16 protein-coding genes are annotated in these 16,607 nt (G+C 62.5%); 9 read left to right on the plus strand and 7 right to left on the minus strand.

Going from position 1 to position 16,607, the window contains the following annotated elements:
• Window positions 1–373 precede the first annotated feature (373 nt).
• The gene (locus AC1DV9_RS15890) at window positions 374–820 is read left to right on the plus strand and encodes an RrF2 family transcriptional regulator (RefSeq protein WP_477948970.1); all 447 of its coding nucleotides are present in this window, start codon (window positions 374–376) and stop codon (window positions 818–820) included.
• Here the strand turns inward: AC1DV9_RS15890 and AC1DV9_RS15895 are convergent.
• Entirely contained in the window at window positions 817–2,166 is a 1,350-nt protein-coding gene (locus AC1DV9_RS15895) for a chloride channel protein (protein WP_477948972.1), read from the minus strand. The two genes, AC1DV9_RS15890 and AC1DV9_RS15895, sit on opposite strands and share 4 nt — an antisense overlap.
• 283 nt (window positions 2,167–2,449) lie before the next feature.
• Between AC1DV9_RS15895 and AC1DV9_RS15900 the strand changes: the two genes are divergently transcribed.
• Window positions 2,450–2,725: a YlcI/YnfO family protein gene (locus AC1DV9_RS15900; RefSeq protein WP_477948974.1), complete on the plus strand. Its 276-nt coding sequence runs from the start codon at window positions 2,450–2,452 to the stop codon at window positions 2,723–2,725.
• The gene (locus AC1DV9_RS15905) at window positions 2,722–3,030 is read left to right on the plus strand and encodes a type II toxin-antitoxin system RelE/ParE family toxin (protein ID WP_477948975.1); all 309 of its coding nucleotides are present in this window, start codon (window positions 2,722–2,724) and stop codon (window positions 3,028–3,030) included. The genes AC1DV9_RS15900 and AC1DV9_RS15905 overlap by 4 nt, the downstream gene beginning before the upstream one ends.
• A gap of 6 nt (window positions 3,031–3,036) precedes the next feature.
• Here the strand turns inward: AC1DV9_RS15905 and betA are convergent, their stop codons facing one another.
• The 3 genes from betA to betI all read right to left on the minus strand — a co-directional run bounded on the left by betA (window position 3,037) and on the right by betI (window position 7,037).
• Window positions 3,037–4,689, minus strand: coding sequence for a choline dehydrogenase (betA, locus tag AC1DV9_RS15910; protein WP_477948977.1), 1,653 nt, complete (start codon window positions 4,687–4,689; stop codon window positions 3,037–3,039).
• Between the two features lie 222 nt (window positions 4,690–4,911).
• Window positions 4,912–6,375, minus strand: a complete 1,464-nt coding sequence (gene betB / locus AC1DV9_RS15915) for a betaine-aldehyde dehydrogenase (RefSeq protein ID WP_112518131.1) — start codon at window positions 6,373–6,375, stop codon at window positions 4,912–4,914.
• 2 nt (window positions 6,376–6,377) lie between these two features.
• A complete protein-coding gene (betI, locus tag AC1DV9_RS15920) occupies window positions 6,378–7,037 on the minus strand; it encodes a transcriptional regulator BetI (protein ID WP_477948980.1) in 660 nt (219 codons plus the stop codon).
• Window positions 7,038–7,178: 141 nt separating this feature from the next.
• On the opposite strand from betI, the gene AC1DV9_RS15925 reads away from it, so the two are divergent.
• The 4 genes from AC1DV9_RS15925 (at window position 7,179) to AC1DV9_RS15940 (ending at window position 11,184) form a co-directional block, all read left to right on the plus strand.
• The gene (locus tag AC1DV9_RS15925) at window positions 7,179–7,730 is read left to right on the plus strand and encodes an HdeD family acid-resistance protein (RefSeq protein ID WP_477939500.1); all 552 of its coding nucleotides are present in this window, start codon (window positions 7,179–7,181) and stop codon (window positions 7,728–7,730) included.
• Between the two features lie 175 nt (window positions 7,731–7,905).
• Window positions 7,906–8,148, plus strand: coding sequence for a ribbon-helix-helix domain-containing protein (locus AC1DV9_RS15930; RefSeq protein WP_112386387.1), 243 nt, complete (start codon window positions 7,906–7,908; stop codon window positions 8,146–8,148).
• 154 nt (window positions 8,149–8,302) lie between these two features.
• Window positions 8,303–10,108 (plus strand): GGDEF domain-containing protein, encoded by a 1,806-nt coding sequence (locus AC1DV9_RS15935; protein ID WP_477948982.1) that lies wholly within the window; start codon window positions 8,303–8,305, stop codon window positions 10,106–10,108.
• A 77-nt stretch (window positions 10,109–10,185) separates the two neighbouring features.
• On the plus strand, window positions 10,186–11,184 hold the full coding sequence (locus AC1DV9_RS15940; protein ID WP_477948983.1) for an NAD(P)H-quinone oxidoreductase: 999 nt from the start codon (window positions 10,186–10,188) through the stop codon (window positions 11,182–11,184).
• 222 nt (window positions 11,185–11,406) lie between these two features.
• Here the strand turns inward: AC1DV9_RS15940 and AC1DV9_RS15945 are convergent, their stop codons facing one another.
• The gene (locus AC1DV9_RS15945) at window positions 11,407–12,828 is read right to left on the minus strand and encodes an MFS transporter (protein ID WP_477948984.1); all 1,422 of its coding nucleotides are present in this window, start codon (window positions 12,826–12,828) and stop codon (window positions 11,407–11,409) included.
• A gap of 107 nt (window positions 12,829–12,935) precedes the next feature.
• Here AC1DV9_RS15945 and AC1DV9_RS15950 point away from each other — a divergent pair, with 107 nt between their 5' ends.
• Window positions 12,936–13,553, plus strand: a complete 618-nt coding sequence (locus AC1DV9_RS15950; protein ID WP_477948986.1) for a helix-turn-helix transcriptional regulator — start codon at window positions 12,936–12,938, stop codon at window positions 13,551–13,553.
• Here AC1DV9_RS15950 and AC1DV9_RS15955 read toward each other — a convergent pair.
• Together AC1DV9_RS15955 and AC1DV9_RS15960 are read right to left on the minus strand one after the other, a co-directional pair.
• Complete coding sequence (locus AC1DV9_RS15955) at window positions 13,550–14,761, minus strand: MFS transporter (protein WP_477948988.1); 1,212 nt, start codon at window positions 14,759–14,761, stop codon at window positions 13,550–13,552. The two genes, AC1DV9_RS15950 and AC1DV9_RS15955, sit on opposite strands and share 4 nt — an antisense overlap.
• Before the next feature lie 111 nt (window positions 14,762–14,872).
• Window positions 14,873–15,769 (minus strand): LysR family transcriptional regulator, encoded by an 897-nt coding sequence (locus AC1DV9_RS15960; protein ID WP_477948989.1) that lies wholly within the window; start codon window positions 15,767–15,769, stop codon window positions 14,873–14,875.
• Window positions 15,770–15,890: 121 nt separating this feature from the next.
• Here AC1DV9_RS15960 and AC1DV9_RS15965 point away from each other — a divergent pair, with 121 nt between their 5' ends.
• Window positions 15,891–16,604, plus strand: a complete 714-nt coding sequence (locus AC1DV9_RS15965; RefSeq protein ID WP_477948991.1) for an SDR family oxidoreductase — start codon at window positions 15,891–15,893, stop codon at window positions 16,602–16,604.
• Window positions 16,605–16,607: the final 3 nt, after the last annotated feature.

Genomic DNA, 16,607 nt, shown 5'->3' on the forward strand with positions numbered 1-16,607 from the left:
GTCGGACAGAAAAAGGGATTTCGAAAGCAGCATAAGCAGGAGCAAATATCTCTCCTAAGCTGCCGCAATGCAGAAAAGCAGCCGCCCCGGCGTCAAAACTCCGTCGGGCAACTCAATCTCTAGTGATTTAGTAGAGTTACACGGCGCCTGTCAATTCGAAATCTGAAGTGATGCGCGAAAACGTGCGAAAGGCGCAATTTTGACGTAGAATTGCGCCCATTGGCCGAGGTTAAAAAACAGGGCCAAAATGCTTGTATCTCAAGGCTTTTGCCGGCACGTTCAAATTCCGTTCATGCTGGCTATGCGATAGGGGATAAGCAAAGCTTGAAAAGCGGCAGGGCTCATGGGCCGCTGGTGTGTGTGACGGTCTAAAATGATTACGCAGAAAGCAAAATATGCGCTCCGGGCGCTGACGGTGCTGGCCGAGACCGACGCCCGCGAACCGGTGATGATCTCGGACATTGCTGCACAGCAGAAAATCCCGAAAAAGTTCCTCGAGCAGATCCTTCTCGACCTGAAACACCAGGGCATCGTCGCCAGCCGCCGCGGCAAGGCAGGCGGCTATCTGCTCTTGAAGCCCGCCGACATGATCACCTTCGGCGAGATCCTGCGCATCATCGACGGCCCGATCGCGCCGCTACCCTGCCTGTCGATCACCGCCTACCGCAAGTGCGACGACTGCGACGGCGAACAGAACTGCGAAATCCGCCATGTCTTCGCCAAGGTCGCCGACGCCACCCGCAAGGTGCTGTTCTCGACAACAATCGCCGACGCCGTCGCGCCCGCCAAGGGCGCTGTGGTCACGCGGATGCTGGCCTAGCTAGCCGCTTCTTCCCTCTCGACTGCCCGCCGCGCCCGGATGGCGGCGGCGATGAACACCCGTGACAGGCCGTGATAGAGCGGTTCGCGCGAGAGGATGCGCGAGGTCACGTAGCCGATCATCGAGACCGCCATGATCGGGATCACGGCCTGGTGGTCGCCGGTCATTTCGAGAATGATGACGAAGGCTGTCATCGGCGCCTGCACGACGCCGGCGAAATATCCGGCCATGCCGAGGATCGCCGCCAGCGCGATGCTGGTGCCGAGAACCGATCCGACCGTGCTGCCGAAACCGGCGCCGACCGCAAGCGACGGCGCGAAGATGCCGCCCGGAATGCCTGAAAGCATCGACAGGAAGCTGGCGGCCAGTTTCTCGACGAAGAACAGCAGCGGCAGCGCATGTCCCTCGACGGCGCCGCGGGCCTGCTCGTAGCCGGTGCCGAAGGTGGTGCCGCCGGAGAGGATGCCGATGACGGCGATCGCCAGCCCGCAGGTGCCGGCCAGCACAAGCATGCGCTTCAAGGGTTGCGGCTGCGCCCAGCGGCGAATCTTCTGGCCGAAATGCAGGGCAAAGCCGCTGAAGGCCGCACCCAGCGCGCCGCCGCCGATGCCGCAGACGAGCACGAGGCCCCAGTCGCGCAATTGCGTTGGCGTCACAGAGGCTTCGCCGAAATAGTTGTAGCTGCCCGCCAGTCCGAGGGCGGCAAGGCCCGAAAGGATCACGGCCGTAAGCACCAGCCCGTTAGCCCGCGCTTCATAGGTGCGGCTCATCTCCTCGATGGCAAAGACGATACCCGCAAGCGGCGTGTTAAAGGCCGCCGCAATGCCTGCCGCCGAACCGGCGAGGATCAGCCCGCGCGCCTGCGCCATGCCGCCGAAGCGGGCAACCGCAAGCATGATCGATGCGCCCACCTGTACCGTCGGCCCTTCGCGGCCGATCGAGGCGCCAGAGAACAGCCCGAGTACCGTCAGCACGATCTTGCCGAAGGCGATCCGGAGCGACAGCAGCCGCGTTCGGTCTTCCTCTTCGCGCAGATGCCGCGCGGCGATCGCCTGCGGGATGCCGCTGCCCTGCGAATTCGGAAACAACGTCGCCGCCAGATAGGCCGAGAGCATGAAGATGGCGGGCGTCAGGACAAGCGGCAGCAGGAAGGCCCATTCGCCTGAAGATGTCAGGCTGCCGAACGCCTTCTGCGCCAGATCGGCGAGCTTGGCGAAGCCGACGCTGATCACCCCGATCGCCAAGGCACCGCACCAGAACACCAGCCGCGGCCGCCAGAGCGAGAAGGATCCCCAGAAGATACGGGAACGGCGGAGCAGCTTGGAATTGCGATAGGAGGCAGGCATGGGGGACTCTGGCACGTGATGGGGGCTTAACCTTCTAGTCCCAATCGGCGCGAAAGATCACCCCTTGTTTCAACATTCGGTGAAATACCTTCCCAAGCCCGGGTGCTGCGCCACTTGCCCCTTGCCGCAACAGGGTAGGGGCCTGCGATCGCCAATTTTGCCTCGGTCTCCGCGTCGCCGGAATTGCGAGTCCTTTCACAGCGCGATCGATCGGTTTCCTCCAGTTGATTCTGAACTTTAAGTTTGGCATCATGCATCGCAATTGCAACGCATGGAGAAACCCATGAAATCCGCAACATTGCCATCCCTCCGCGTCGATCCCGAATTGCGCGCGGCAGCCGAAAGCGTGCTGAAGGAAGGTGAGACCCTGTCGGCGCTGATGGAAGATTCGCTGCGGCGTCAGGTTCACTATCGCAAGACGCAGGCGGAATTTATTGCGCGGGGACTGGCCTCGAGAGAGGAAGCCAAGCGTACCGGCGAATACTACAGCGCCGAATTCGTTCTCGCAGAGCTAAAGGAAATGCTGGACGCAGCTCAGGATAAAGACGCCGCCGAATGAGTTATTCGATCCGCTTGACGCGGAAGGCGAGGGAGAACATCCAGCGTCTTTACGGCTATCTTCTGCAACGGGATAAGCGCGCAGCAACGCGCGCCTACTCTGCCATAGAAAAGGGCATCGCCAGCCTGAGCGATTTTCCGTTCAGCTGCCGCAAGGCAGATACCGGAGAGATCGAAGACACCTTCCTCAGGGAGATGCTGATCCCGTTTGGCGACAGCGGCTACATCGTTCTCTTCGAAATCGAAGACGCCGAGACGGTGACTATCCTGGCCATCCGCCACCAGCGCGAAGACGACTACCACTAACCCCGATTACCGGTCGCTCACCGCCCAGCGTGGGTTCACCCACGGCTCCTGGTTCGACCGCGGCAAGGGCTGCTTGCCGAGAATATGATCGGCTGCCTTCTCGCCGGTCATGATCGACGGGCCGTTGAGGTTGCCGTAGGTCACGTGCGGGAAGATCGAACTGTCGGCGACACGCAGGCCATCGACGCCGATGACGCGGGTTTCGGCGTCGACGACGGCCATCGGGTCGTCCTTGGCGCCCATCTTGCAGGTACCACAGGGGTGATAGGCGCTCTCCAGGTGTTCGCGCAGGAAGGCATCGATCTCCTCGTCGGTCTGCACCTTTTCGCCGGGCTGGATCTCCGGGCCTCGATACTGGTCGAAGGCCTGCTGGCCGAAGATCTCGCGGGTGAGACGTACGCAGTGGCGGAACTTCTCCCAGTCCTCGGCGTGGCTCATATAGTTGAACTGGATGACCGGGTCGGCCTTCGGATCGGACGAGCGCAGCGTCACGTTACCGCGTGACTTCGAGAGATTGTAGCCGACATGCACCTGGAAACCATGGCTCTTGGCCGCCGCCTTGCCGTCATAGCTGATGGCGACAGGCAGGAAGTGATACTGGATATCGGGCTGCTTGATGCCGGGCGCCGAGCGCAGGAAGGCGCAGGCCTCGAACTGGTTGGAGGTGCCCAACCCTGATTTGGTGAACATCCACTGCGCACCCGCAACCCCCTGCCAGAACCACGGAAGCCAGGAATAGAGCGACACCGGCTTGGTCGAGACCTGCTGGAAATAGAATTCCATGTGGTCCTGCAGATTGGCGCCGACGCCGGGGCGGTCGGCCTTCACCTCGATGCCCATCTCCTGCAAATGCGCGCCGGGGCCGATGCCGGACAGCATGAGCAGCTTCGGCGAATTGAAGGACGAGGCCGAGACGATCACCTCCCGGTTCGCCTTGATCACCTCGACAGCGTTACCGCGCTCGATCTCGACGCCGGTGGCCCGGCCGTTCTCGATCACCACCTTGCGGGCGAGACCATAGATGAGCTTGACGTTCGGCCGCTTCAGCGCCGGCTTCAGATAGGCTGATGCAGCCGACCAGCGGCGGCCCTGGAAGATCGTCTGTTCCATCAGCCCGAAGCCTTCCTGCTTCGAGCCGTTGTAATCCTCCGTCGTCTCGAAGCCCGCCTGCTTGCCGGCCTCGACGAAGGCCTGGAACAGCGGGTTGCGGAACACGCCGCGCTGGACATGCAACGGCCCATCGGTGCCGCGCCAGCCTTCCTCGCCGCCATGGCTGTGCTCCATGCGCTTGAAGTAGGGGAGAACGTCGGCATAGGCCCATCCCCGGGCGCCGAGCTCTTCCCAGCGGTTATAGTCCTCGGCGTGGCCGCGGACATAGACCATGCCGTTGATGGAGGAGGAGCCGCCGATCACCTTGCCGCGCGGCGCGGTGATGCGCCGGTTGTTAAGGTTGGGTTCCGGTTCGGAGAGATAGCCCCAATTATAGCGCTTCATGCTCATCGGCCAGGCAAGGGCTGCCGGCATCTGGATGAACGGCCCGAAATCCGATCCGCCGGCCTCGATGACGATGACGGAATTCTTGCCGTCTTCGGAGAGACGGTAGGCAAGCGCCGAGCCTGCCGAGCCGGAGCCGATGATGACGAAATCTGCTTGCTGCATCTCAATATGCTCCAGCTGCAATATTCAACTTGTGCCGTGGCCGCCGCCCCCCTCTGGCCTGCCGGCCATCTCCCCCACGGGTGGGGAGATCGGCTGGGCGCGGCCGCTCGCTCACGTCTCCGGCTTGGCGGAAAGCCAGCCACTTGCCGATCTCCCCCTTGAGGGGGAGATGGCCGGCAGGCCAGAGGGGGGCGAGCTTGCTCGAAGGCTAGCGTGTGGTTTTCAATAAGGCGCCTGCACCGGCCCCATGCCGACATAGACGGTCTTCAGTTCGGAATAGTGCTCCAGTGCCGCTGCCGAGTTTTCGCGGCCGAAGCCGGATTGCTTGGAGCCGCCAAAGGGGATTTCGACCGGGCAGAGGTTGTAGGTGTTGATCCACAATGTGCCTGCTTCCAGCTGGTCGACGACGCGGTGGGCGCGGGTCATGTCAGCGGTGAACACGCCGCCGGAAAGGCCGAACTCGGTGGCGTTGGCGCGGGCGAGTACCTCGGCCTCGTCGTCGAAATCGAGCACGCACATGACAGGTCCGAAGATCTCCTCGCGGGCGATCGTCATGCCGTCAGTGACATCGGCAAACACGGTCGGCTGCACGTAATAGCCTTCGCCCGCGACGTTGTTTGGAATGCCGCCGCCGGTGAGCAGCGTTGCGCCCTCGGCCTTGCCCTTCTCGATATAGTCGAGCACCTTCTCGCGCTGTGCCCAGGAGACCATCGGTCCGAACTGCGTGGCCTCATCCATCGGGTCGCCGATCGCGATCGCCTCGGTGCGGCTCTTCAGCCGCGCCAGGAATTCGCCCTTGATCTTCTTCTGCACGAAGACGCGCGTGCCGTTCGAGCAGACCTGGCCGGTCGAATAGAAATTGCCGAGCATGGCGCCGCCGATGGCGCTGTCGATATCGGCGTCGTCGAAGACGATGATCGGCGACTTGCCGCCGAGTTCCATCGTCACATGCTTCAGATGGCTGGCCGCCGATGCCGCGACCTTGCGGCCCGTCGGCACCGAGCCCGTCAGCGAAACCTTGGCAACATCAGGATGATTGACCAGCAGCGGACCGGTGTCGCGGTCACCCTGGATCACGTTGTAGAGACCCTTGGGAAGGCCGGCTTCCAGCAGGATTTCGGCGATCTTCAGCGCGCCGAGCGGCGTGTTCTCGGATGGCTTGAAGACCATGGCGTTGCCGGCGATCAGCGCCGGGGCGCCCTTCCAGCAGGCGATCTGCTGCGGATAGTTCCAGGCGCCGATGCCGACGCAAACGCCGAGCGGCACGCGCTTGGTATAGGCGAAGTCGCCACCAAGCGGGATATAGGAGCCGTTCAGCGCCGTTGCAGCAATGCCGCCGAAGAACTCGAAGCTGTCGGCGCCCGAGGTCGGGTCGGCGACGATGGTTTCCTGGATCGGCTTGCCGGTATCGAGCGTCTCGAGTTCGGAGAGTTCGCGGTTGCGCTCGCGCATGATCTCGGCCGCCCGCTTCAGGATACGGCCGCGCGCCGTCGGGCTCATCGCCGCCCATTCCGGCTGGGCGCGCTTGGCAGCGGCGATCGCCTTCTCGACGATCGCAGGCGTTGCCGCATGCAGCCGGGCGATGACTTCGCCGGTCGCCGGATAGATGCTCTCGATCACGCTGCCCGCGTCATCCTCGACATATTCGCCGTCGATGAAGTGCGATGCTTTCGGCTGGGCTTTCATGGTCACTTGTCCTTCGATGGCTTGTGTTCGTCGTCCCTTCTCCCCTCGGGGAGAAGGTGGCCCGTAGGGCCGGATGAGGGGGCGGCGGTCGCCAGCAGCGCGTTCACATAATCCTCCGTCAACCCGATCGAAGCCTCGATACTGATCGGTGCCGATTTCAGACTTTGGCGGATATAGAGCCCGTCGATCATCGCCGCAGCGCCCTCGGCGATGCGTTCTGCGGCATCGGCGGGGCAGAGGGCCTTCAGATTGGCGAGCAGGTTGGAGCGCAGCCGCCGCGCATAGATCACGAGGAACCGGCGCGTCTCCTCCGAGCTCTGCGCCTCGGCATAGAAGGCGAGCCAGGCGGCAATCGTCTCCGGCGCGAACTGATCGGCCTGGAAGCTGACGCGGATCACTGCGGAGAGTTTTTCACGCGGCGTAGCGGCCGCCTTCAGCGCTGTCACCGCGTCGTTGCGAAACTGGCGTAGAAGCGAGCGGACCGTCTCGATCAGCAGCTGTTCCTTGCTGCCGAAATAGTGGTGGGCAAGGGCGGGGGACACACCAGCCTGCCGGGCGATTTCGGACATGGTGACGGTCAGCGAACCGTGATCCCCGATCACGCGCAGCGCGGCATCGACAAGCGCCTTGCGGCGCACGGGTTCCATTCCAACCTTCGGCATGATGTCCATCTTTCCAGATTGGCAGCACCTTATTTTTGATTGACTGACCAATCAATAAAAATCTTTCGTGCTCCCGCCTCGAAACGCAGCCCTTTCCGGATTGCAATTCTGCAGCATATCAACCGGAACAGGAGGTGCGTCATGGCAAGCGTCTTGGGAATGCCGTCTTCGTCCCTGCAGCCGAAATGGATGTGGTTCGCCGGGCTCGGCGTCCTGCTGATGATCTGCGGCGTCATCGCCTTCGCAAACCTGTTCGTCGCCACCGTCGCCTCGGTCTATTATGTCGGCATGCTGATGCTGGCAGGCGGCATCGTCTATCTCGCCCATGCCTTTCAGGTGCGAGGCTGGGATCACATTCTCTTCTGGGTTCTGAGCGGCCTACTCTATGTGCTGGCCGGCGTCTTCGCCTTCATCAACCCGATCCTGGCATCGGCGGCGCTGACGCTGTTTCTCGCCGTCGCCCTCATCATTGCCGGGGTCTTCCGCGTCTTCATCGGCCGCCGCATGAAGCCGGTGAAGGGCTGGGGCTGGATCGTCGCCAGCGGTGTCGTCACCGCGCTTGCCGGCTTCGTCATCGCCCTCGGCTGGCCCGTCAACAGCCTCTGGATCCTCGGGCTTTTCCTGGCTGCAGATCTGCTCTTGCAGGGCTCGACCATCCTCGCCTTCGGGCTGGCGCTGCGGCGGAGTTTATGACCGTAATCCACAGGCTCGATCACGGATTATTTCTTTTTTTGACAAGCATATGACGCAGGTCTAAAATTAACGCATACCAAGGCAGCGGCGATTGGACAGCCGGTAAGAATGCCAAGAATGGTCATGCGTCCCCCGTTGGGCAGGTTCTGCCCGGCAAAACGAAGGGAGGAATTTCATGCCGATGGTCACAGTTTCCATATCACCGGTACAGGCAGCAGGCATCCGCGATGCCGTCGATAGCGGCGGTTATGCATCGAGCAGCGAAGTGGTCCGCGAGGCCTTGCGTCTCTGGGATGCCGCCCGCAAGCTCGGCGAATACAAGGACGAAATTCTCGATGGCGAAGGCCATGCGGGGAGCGGCCGCTGTGTGGCCGATATGTTCGCCGATCACGAAGCGGTCCGCCGCCGGTCTGCATAGCTAAGCGGCTGATAAAATAAGAGAAAGCTGAAATATTTTGTGGGCGCCACGGGCGCCTGCAGCTTTCACAAAACTTTCACATTGGGGAAAGGGTTCGTTGACCCTTCTCCTCCATCTTCGCTGCGAAAAACAAGAATTCACAGTGGAGAATGGCATGTCTTTGACTGCCGCCGTCGAGCCCGGCGTCGTTCGCCGCTATGCCAGCGATCAGATCGTGACGCTTGCAAAGCTCGTCGTAGAAAACGCCTTCCAGCCGATCGTCGAGGCTGGCACCGGCACCGTATTCGGTTACGAATCCCTCATGCGCGGGCAGGAGCGCATCGGCTTCGATTCCCCGATAGAAATCCTCGACGAGGCCTTTCGCGCCAATCAGCTGCTGCCGCTGGAGCAGATGGTCGCCAGCCGTGCGCTCGCCAAGTTCGCCACCCTCGGCAACTACGCCACCTCGACACTTTTCCTCAATCTCGATGTCCGCCTGATCCCGCATGGCGACCGGCTGATCGAAAACCTGCTGCAGCAGTTGAAGGCCGCAAACCTGCCGCCGTCCTCCGTCTGCTTCGAGTTTTCCGAGCGTTTCGACAACACCAGCGTGCCGGAATTCGAGGCGCTGGTCTCCAAGCTGCGCCGCACCGGCTTCAAGCTGGCGATCGACGATTTCGGCGTCGGCCACGGCGAGATGAAGCTGCTGTGCGACTATGCCGTCGATTACCTGAAGATCGACCGGCATTTCGTCGCCGATATCGACAGCAAGCCACGCAAGCGCCATCTCCTGAAGAACATTGTCAACATCGCCCATGTTCTCGGCACCCGCGTCATCGCCGAGGGCATCGAGACCGAAGCCGAGTTTCTGGCTTGCCGCGAATATGGCGTGGATCTCGTCCAGGGCTGGTTCATCGCCCGCCCGACCACGCATATTTCCGAGCTCGTTCCGGCTTTCCCGCATCTGCAGGACCTCGGCAAGAGCAAGCGCAACACCCAGTCGCTCGACGAAATCCTGATCCGCAAGCAGATCGAAATGCTGCCGACGGTGTTCGAAAACGACAGCATCGATACGGTGTTCGAACTCTTCCGCCGCAATCCGCGCCAGGCCTTTTTCCCGGTACTGAACGCCAATGGCGAGCCGCGCGGCATCATCCACGAGCATCATCTCAAGCAGTATATCTACCATCCGTTCGGCCGTGACCTGCTGAAGAACAAGATGTACGAGCGCACCATCTCGCAATTCGTCGAGATCGCCCCGATCGTCAGCCTCGACAGCGATGCCGAACGGCTGATGTCGATCTTCGCCAATATGGAAGGCAGCAACTGCCTGATCCTGACGGACAACATGCGCTATGCCGGCGTCGTCTCCGCCGCATCGCTGATCAAGGTAATCAACGAGAAGCAGCTCAAGATCGCCCAGGACCAGAACCCGCTGACCGGCCTGCCGGGCAACCACGCGATCCGCGATTTCATGCGCCAGTCCGGCCGCGACGGCGATGGCGTCAGGCATTTCTGCTATTGCGACTTCGACAATTTTAAACCGTTCAACGATGCCTATGGCTTCCATCTCGGCGACCACGCGATCTCGCTGTTTGCCGCCTTGATGCGCCGCTACTTCTTCGCCGAGCGCCACTTCCTCGGCCATGTCGGCGGCGACGATTTCTTCATCGGCGTCGTCGGCTGGACCCAGGCCGAGCTTCGCGAAATCCTTGATCGGCTGATCAGCGATTTCCATGAGGACGTGCTGGCCCTCTATTCGGATCATGATCGCGCCAAGGGCAGCATCCGCGGCCACGACCGGTCGGGCGCTGAGGCGCTGTTCCCGTTGATGCGCTGCTCGATCGGCGTGCTGGAATTGCCTGATGGGCTTGTCATCGACGACATCAACCGCGTCGGCACGGAGATCGCCCAGGTAAAGGCGCATGCCAAGGAAAGCATCGACGGTCTGGTCTTCAATCATCTGGGCGAGGCGAATTGACGCCTTTGCCACTTCCCGCCTTTCCAAGGCGGCAGGGCTGAATTATCTCCTGTGCTTTCGGAATGAGGAGACCGGATATGCCCCTGCCGTCGACCATGCGTTACGTCGATCTTCCAACCTTCGGCGCCCCAGAGGCGATGAAGATCGCCAGCGGTCCGCTGCCGGTTCCGGGCGAGGGGCAGATCCTGGTGAAGACGCTGGCCATCGGCGTAAACCGCCCTGACGTGGCGCAGCGCCAGGGCACCTATCCGGCGCCGAAGGGCGCCAGCCCGATCCTCGGCCTCGAGCTTGCAGGCGAAGTCGCCGCCATCGGCCCTGGCGTCTCTGGCTACACTGTCGGCGACAAGGTCTGCGGTCTCGCCAATGGCGGCGCCTATGCCGAATATTGCCTGCTGCCCGCAGGCCAGACACTGCCGTTCCCGAAGGGCTACGATGCCGTCAAGGCCGCCGCCCTGCCGGAAACCTTCTTCACCGTCTGGGCCAACCTCTTCCAGATGGCGGGCCTGACGGAAGGCGAAAGCGTCCTCATCCACGGCGGCTCCAGCGGTATCGGCACGACGGCGATCCAGCTGGCCAAGGCTTTCGGCGCCACTGTTTACGCGACCGCCGGTTCGGCCGATAAATGCGACGCCTGCGTCAAGCTCGGCGCCACGAGAGCGATCAACTACAAGACCGAGGACTTTGCCGAAGTCATCAAGGCGGAAACCGCGGGCGAGGGCGTCGATATCGTTCTCGACATGATCGGTGCCGCCTATTTCGAGAAGAATATCGCCTCGCTGGCGAAAGACGGCTGCCTGTCGATCATCGCCTTCCTCGGCGGTGCGGTGGCTGAAAAGGTCAACCTGGCACCCATCATGGTCAAGCGCCTGACGGTCACCGGCTCGACCATGCGCCCGCGCACCGCCGAAGAAAAGCGCGCCATCCGCGACGATCTCCTCTCCCAGGTCTGGCCGCTGCTTGAGGCCGGCACCGTCTCCCCGGTGATCGACAAGATTTTCGCGTTCCACGACGTCATCGAAGCGCATCGGCTGATGGAGACGAGTTCTCACATCGGCAAGATCATGTTGAAGGTCTGAGTGTCACCCGACTGGTGTCATGCTCGGGCCTGCATTTGCACCGGCTGACCTAGTGGTTCGCTAGATCCTCGGGACAAGCCCGAGGATGACGAAGTTGGGTTGGGCGCTCTCGCTGCAGGCGAAGACGATATCATCTGGCCGTCATCCTCGGGCTTGTCCCGAGGATCCAACGAACCCCTACTTCACCTGTAGATATTCAGCCGAGGATGCCCTCCAAATGGCCTAGGCCGCCTTGTCCCGCAGCGACAGCGCGGTGATCACCGTCACAATCCCCGGCAAAGCCATCGCCGCATAAAGCCAATGCGCCGCCGCAATATCGCCAGCGATCCCACCGGGGTGAACCAGCCCTGTGCTGTTGGCGATTACGCCGGCGATGGCTGCACCGAAGGCGCTGCCGAGCGACTGCACCGTGGAGATCGCCGCCGAAGCCTTGTCCTGCTCGGAATTCTGCACCAGCTGCAGCACCTTGGTCACCAGATGCGCCCAGCCGAGGCCGACGCCGAAGCCCATCATCAGCATCGCGAAGGCCGCCGGCGCGAGGATCACGATCTCGGCCGTCTGGTTCTCTCGGGCCAGAAGCAGCGCCAGGGCCGCCGTCGAGAGTGCCTCGATCACGCATCCGGCGATGATCGCCTTGATGGCGGCAGGCCCCCTGAGATTGCCGCTGAAGAAGGCGGCAAAGGTCCAGCCGAGCGCCACCAGCGCCGTCAGATAGCCGGAGATCAGCGGCGTCACGCCATGCAGCGCCTGCAGGAAATAGGGGATGTAGATGTCGCTGGTCAGCACGATCAGCAGCGTGAACATGGTGAGATAGACACGCGCCACCGGCTTGCTGAGCGTCACCGAGCCGGTGGGCAGCAACCGCGTCCGCCCCTGCCGCTCGATGACCAGCATCAGCGCGATGGCGATGACGGCGAGAGCGACGAGCACTGCCTTGCCGCCGGTCTGTTCCAGCGTTCCGGCAATGCTGACAAGAAGCACCGCGCCGATCAGAAGGCCGATCTGCACGAAGGGTATACGTCCTTCGGCACGATCATCCGTTGCCTTCGGCAGCAGCCACGGCGCCAGCACGGCCATCAGCACGCCGAGCGGCACGAGAACGATAAAGGCATGCCGCCAATTGCTGCCATCGGCGAACAATCCCCCGGCGCTCGGACCAAGCAGCGTCGCGACACCCCAGATCGCCGCATACAGCGTCGAAGCCTTGGGCCAGAGCGGCTCGGGAAAGGCAAAGCGCACGAAGGCATAGGCAAGCGCGGCCAGAATGCCTGCGCCATAGCCCTGGATCGTCCGTCCCACGAGCACGACTTCCATCACCGGTGCGGCGGCGCAGACGAGGCTGCCCGCGCCGAACAGCACGGCGCCGAACACATAGGCAATCCTGAGCCCCATGCCGCGCGGCCGCATCGCCACCGAGATCGAGCCGAGCACCGCTGCGGCGACATAGAGCGTCGTCACCCAGGAGAGCAACGGCAGCCCGCCGATATCGCGCACGATCGACGGCGCGATCGTCGCCATGATGTAACTCTCGACCGCATAGAGCGTCACACCGCCGCCGAGCATCAGCGTGGCCGGAAGCAGGCGAGGGGTGAAAAGCTGGAGGACGGAGGACTTGGGCGCGGCGCCCTGATCTATGCTGGTCATGCTGTATGCCTTGATGTGTTTTCCCTGGCGGAAGATTATTTTCCAATTTATAAGTTGGAAAATTGCATGCTTGTGTTATTAAAACAAGCGTGGACTTGGAAAAATAAATGCGCCAATCGCCTGCCAACCGTATCCTGCTTCTGCTTAAGACCGAAGGTCCGCAGCTCGGCACCGATGTCGGCGCCCATCTGGGCATCACCGCGGAGGCCGCCCGCCAGCAGCTGACCAAGCTCGCTGAAGAAGGGCTCACCGAGCCGGTGAGCGAACCGTCTTCCGGCCGCGGCCGCCCGAAACAGCTCTGGCAGCTGACGGCTGCTGGCCATCAGACCTTCCCGGATGGCCATGCCGAGCTCACTGCCGGCCTGCTCGGCATCATCACCGCTGAGCTCGGCCGCGGCGCGCTCGATGCCGTCATCTCGGCCCGGGAGACGGAAACGCTTGCCCGCTATCGCCAGGACGTCTCGGCCACCGCCCTCGCCGATCGTGTCAAGCAGCTCGCTGCTGTCAGAAGCCGCGAGGGATACATGGCCGACAGCTGGCAGGAGGACGACGGCTCCTTCATGCTCGTCGAAAACCATTGCCCGATCTGCGCCGCCGCCGCTGTCTGTGCCGGCTTCTGCCGCTCGGAGATCGAAACCTTCCGCGCCGTGCTTGGTGCTACCGTCGAGCGCTCCGAACATATCCTGCTCGGCGCCCGGCGCTGCGCTTACAGGATCAGCGCCTAAGCTGGGCTCAGCTGCCGCTTGCTGCTTTCCAGCACCAGCAGGAAGGCGATCGCCCCGAGACCGGCAAGGGCGGCGATCTGCGCCGTTCCCGAATAATCCGTCAGCGTCGTGCCGATGGCGAAGATCGTTGCGGCAACACCATTGCTGATGAAGACGCTGACCGAGATCAGCGAGCTGCCGAGCCCCGGCCGGTCGGCGATCAGGTCCTGCAGATAGGTGATCGGCACGCTGAGGATGGCGGCTGCCCCGCAGGCATTGATCAGCACCAGCGAATAGATATGCCAGGGCGCCGAGGCGAAGCCTGCCAGCGTCAGGTAGAGACAGTAGATCAACGCCCCGGCAGCCAGGATATGCACGTTGCGGAAGCGCTTCTGCAGCGTCCCCCACATCATCATGAACGGCATTTCGAGGAAGGCGACGAGGCCCGCCATGAAGCCGACATCGACCACCGTGCCGCCGGCCGGATGGGTGATGATCAGCGGCGACAGCATGGTGTTCAGCCGCTGCAAGCCGAGCAGCAGCGACATGGCGATGATGCGCTTGAGGATATAGGGCTGGGCGATCCGCTTCAGCGACGGCAGGAAACCTGGCGCATCGGCGAGCGGCCCCGACGATTTCGGCGTCTTCCCCGCAAAAAAGAAATACAGGCAGAAGCAGGTGAGGCTCGCCGCCCCGGCAATCCCATAGGCCGGCGTCATCGACTGCGCGGTCGCCAGATAAAGCCCGATCACCCCCGGCGCCAGCGCCCAGGATCCCGAATAGAGCGCCCGCACCGTCGAGGAGATCGATCCCGCCAGCCCGCGATCCATCGTGTTGGTGGTGGCACGAATGCTGGCAAACAGGATCGAATAGGTCGAGTTGCTCGCCGGGATCAGCAGCAGCACGCAGAGGATGAACACCGGCGCGGTATGAAAGACAAAGACCGAGCCGAAGCCGATCATGCCGCAGACAGATAACGCCAGCACCAGCGGCCGCCGGTCGGCCATCCGGTCCGACCATATCCCCAGCGTCAGGCTGGTTGCCACATTGGCCAGCGCCGAGAAGAACACCAGCGCCGAATAGGCGCCGTCGCTCATCCCAAGCTCGTTGATGCCGATGATCGACTGATAAGGCAGCGTCGAAGCATAGGTGAAGGCGAGCGCCACCAGTGTGACGGCCGGAATGCGGATTTTCGGTTCGCGGAGGATGACGGAGAAGGCAGAGGGCATGACTATGATTCCTGATGCGCTACCTCTAATCCTGCCTGCTGCCATCGAAAAACGATTGTTTGTGATACCGGTGTCAATTCATGTGATGCGCTGCGAACTGGCGTGATCCGCCTACTGCGCCTCGGCCGGGAATGCCTTGCGCAGCGTTACCGAGAGATAGTCTATGCAGAGCCTGACCTTGGCTGCGGCGAGACGGCTATGGGGGAAGACCGCGTGGATCGGCGCGGCGGCAAGCCGTGCTTCGGGCAGCACGACCTCGAGCCTGCCGCTGTCGATGTCGTCGCGGACATCCCATATCGATTTCAGCACCAGTCCCGCGCCGGAAAGTGCCCAGCGGTGGGCAAGCTCGCCGTTGTTGGTCGTGAGACTGCTGGTGACATTGGCGCTGCGGCCATCGGCAAAAGCCCAATGGGTGTTCGGCGGCTCTCCGAAGGCGACGATGTCGTGGCCGGGGAGATCGTCGACAGTCTTCGGCCGTCCCCGGCGATCGAGATAGGCCGGCGCCGCGCAGATGACGCGCCGGTTGGGCGCGATCTGGCGGGCGATCAGGCTAGAATCGGAGAGCGATCCGAAACGGATGGCGAGATCGTATCCGGCATCGACGATGTTCTCGACGCCGTCATTGGTGTCCAGGTGCACATGCAGGTCGGGATGGGCCTGCTGGAAGTCCCAAAGGATCGGCGCCAGCCACCGGCAACCGAAAGCAAAGGTCGAGGTGACTTTCAAGACCCCGCTTGCCCTGTCGCTTCCGCTCGAAGCCTCGGTTTCGGCATCGTCGATCTCGGCCAGGATCTGGACGCAACGCTCGTAGAAGCGCGCGCCTTCTTCGGTCAAAGCCAGCGAGCGGGTCGTCCTGTTGACCAGCCGCACACCGAGCCGTTCCTCGAGCCGCGAGAGTTTCCGGCTGACAACTGTCAGCGAAAAATTGAGCTCGCGAGCCGCGCCGGAGAGGCTCTTCGCCTGCACGACCCGCACGAAGACCAGCATGTCGAGAAAATTGTCGCTCATATTATTGCTGATATCGCAAGAGACTATCGACAACAATATCAATTATGACAACAACGAGACCGGGCTACAGTCCCTCCATCGAAACCGCGGCACGGTGTTGCTGCATAGAGGAGAGCAACAGATGACATCCCTGGAAAAACAGCGCGTTCTCGTCGTAGGCGGTAGCTCCGGCATCGGTCTTGCCGTCGCAGAGCAGGCCGCTGCCGCAGGCGCCGCAGTCACCATCGCTTCACGATCCGCAGACAAGCTTGCCGAAGCAGCGCGTTTGATCGGCGGCGGAGTGGCGACGGCAATTCTCGATACCGGCGACGCCGGCAGCGTCGAGGCCTTCCTCGCGGCAAGCGGCGCATGGGATCATATCGTCATTTCCGCAGCGCAGACCCCATCGGGGCCCGTGCGCAAGCTCTCGCTCGACGATGCGAAGCGCGCCATGGAAAGCAAGTTCTGGGGCGCCTATCGCATCGCCAGGGCCGCGCAGTTCGCCGAACGCGGATCGCTGACCTTCATCTCCGGCTTCCTGAGCGAACGCCCTTCGGCATCCTCGGTCCTGCAGGGCGCCATCAACGCCGCGCTGGAATCGCTGGCCCGCGGTCTTGCGCTTGAATTGTCGCCCGTCCGGGTCAATGCCGTCTCGCCGGGGGTCATCGATACGCCGCTCTGGTCGAAGATGGACGAGGCAAACCGAAATGCCATGTTCGAGCGCATTGCCGGCAATCTGCCCGCAAAGACGATCGGGCAACCATCCGATATCGCCAATGCGGTGCTGTTCCTGATGACGACGCCTTTTGCCACCGGTTCGACCGTGCGTGTCGATGGCGGCGGCGCGATCGGGTGATGC

Source organism: Rhizobium sp. 01L410, assembly GCF_056400165.1.

Bases quoted from the DNA above. Each gene is read 5' to 3' on its own strand.
- AC1DV9_RS15890 (WP_477948970.1), top strand. From the start codon at position 374: ATGATTACGCAGAAAGCAAAATATGCGCTCCGGGCGCTGACGGTGCTG.
- AC1DV9_RS15895 (WP_477948972.1), bottom strand. From the start codon at position 2,166: ATGCCTGCCTCCTATCGCAATTCCAAGCTGCTCCGCCGTTCCCGTATC.
- AC1DV9_RS15900 (WP_477948974.1), top strand. From the start codon at position 2,450: ATGAAATCCGCAACATTGCCATCCCTCCGCGTCGATCCCGAATTGCGC.
- AC1DV9_RS15905 (WP_477948975.1), top strand. From the start codon at position 2,722: ATGAGTTATTCGATCCGCTTGACGCGGAAGGCGAGGGAGAACATCCAG.
- betA (WP_477948977.1), bottom strand. From the start codon at position 4,689: ATGCAGCAAGCAGATTTCGTCATCATCGGCTCCGGCTCGGCAGGCTCG.
- betB (WP_112518131.1), bottom strand. From the start codon at position 6,375: ATGAAAGCCCAGCCGAAAGCATCGCACTTCATCGACGGCGAATATGTC.
- betI (WP_477948980.1), bottom strand. From the start codon at position 7,037: ATGCCGAAGGTTGGAATGGAACCCGTGCGCCGCAAGGCGCTTGTCGAT.
- AC1DV9_RS15925 (WP_477939500.1), top strand. From the start codon at position 7,179: ATGGCAAGCGTCTTGGGAATGCCGTCTTCGTCCCTGCAGCCGAAATGG.
- AC1DV9_RS15930 (WP_112386387.1), top strand. From the start codon at position 7,906: ATGCCGATGGTCACAGTTTCCATATCACCGGTACAGGCAGCAGGCATC.
- AC1DV9_RS15935 (WP_477948982.1), top strand. From the start codon at position 8,303: ATGTCTTTGACTGCCGCCGTCGAGCCCGGCGTCGTTCGCCGCTATGCC.
- AC1DV9_RS15940 (WP_477948983.1), top strand. From the start codon at position 10,186: ATGCCCCTGCCGTCGACCATGCGTTACGTCGATCTTCCAACCTTCGGC.
- AC1DV9_RS15945 (WP_477948984.1), bottom strand. From the start codon at position 12,828: ATGACCAGCATAGATCAGGGCGCCGCGCCCAAGTCCTCCGTCCTCCAG.
- AC1DV9_RS15950 (WP_477948986.1), top strand. From the start codon at position 12,936: ATGCGCCAATCGCCTGCCAACCGTATCCTGCTTCTGCTTAAGACCGAA.
- AC1DV9_RS15955 (WP_477948988.1), bottom strand. From the start codon at position 14,761: ATGCCCTCTGCCTTCTCCGTCATCCTCCGCGAACCGAAAATCCGCATT.
- AC1DV9_RS15960 (WP_477948989.1), bottom strand. From the start codon at position 15,769: ATGAGCGACAATTTTCTCGACATGCTGGTCTTCGTGCGGGTCGTGCAG.
- AC1DV9_RS15965 (WP_477948991.1), top strand. From the start codon at position 15,891: ATGACATCCCTGGAAAAACAGCGCGTTCTCGTCGTAGGCGGTAGCTCC.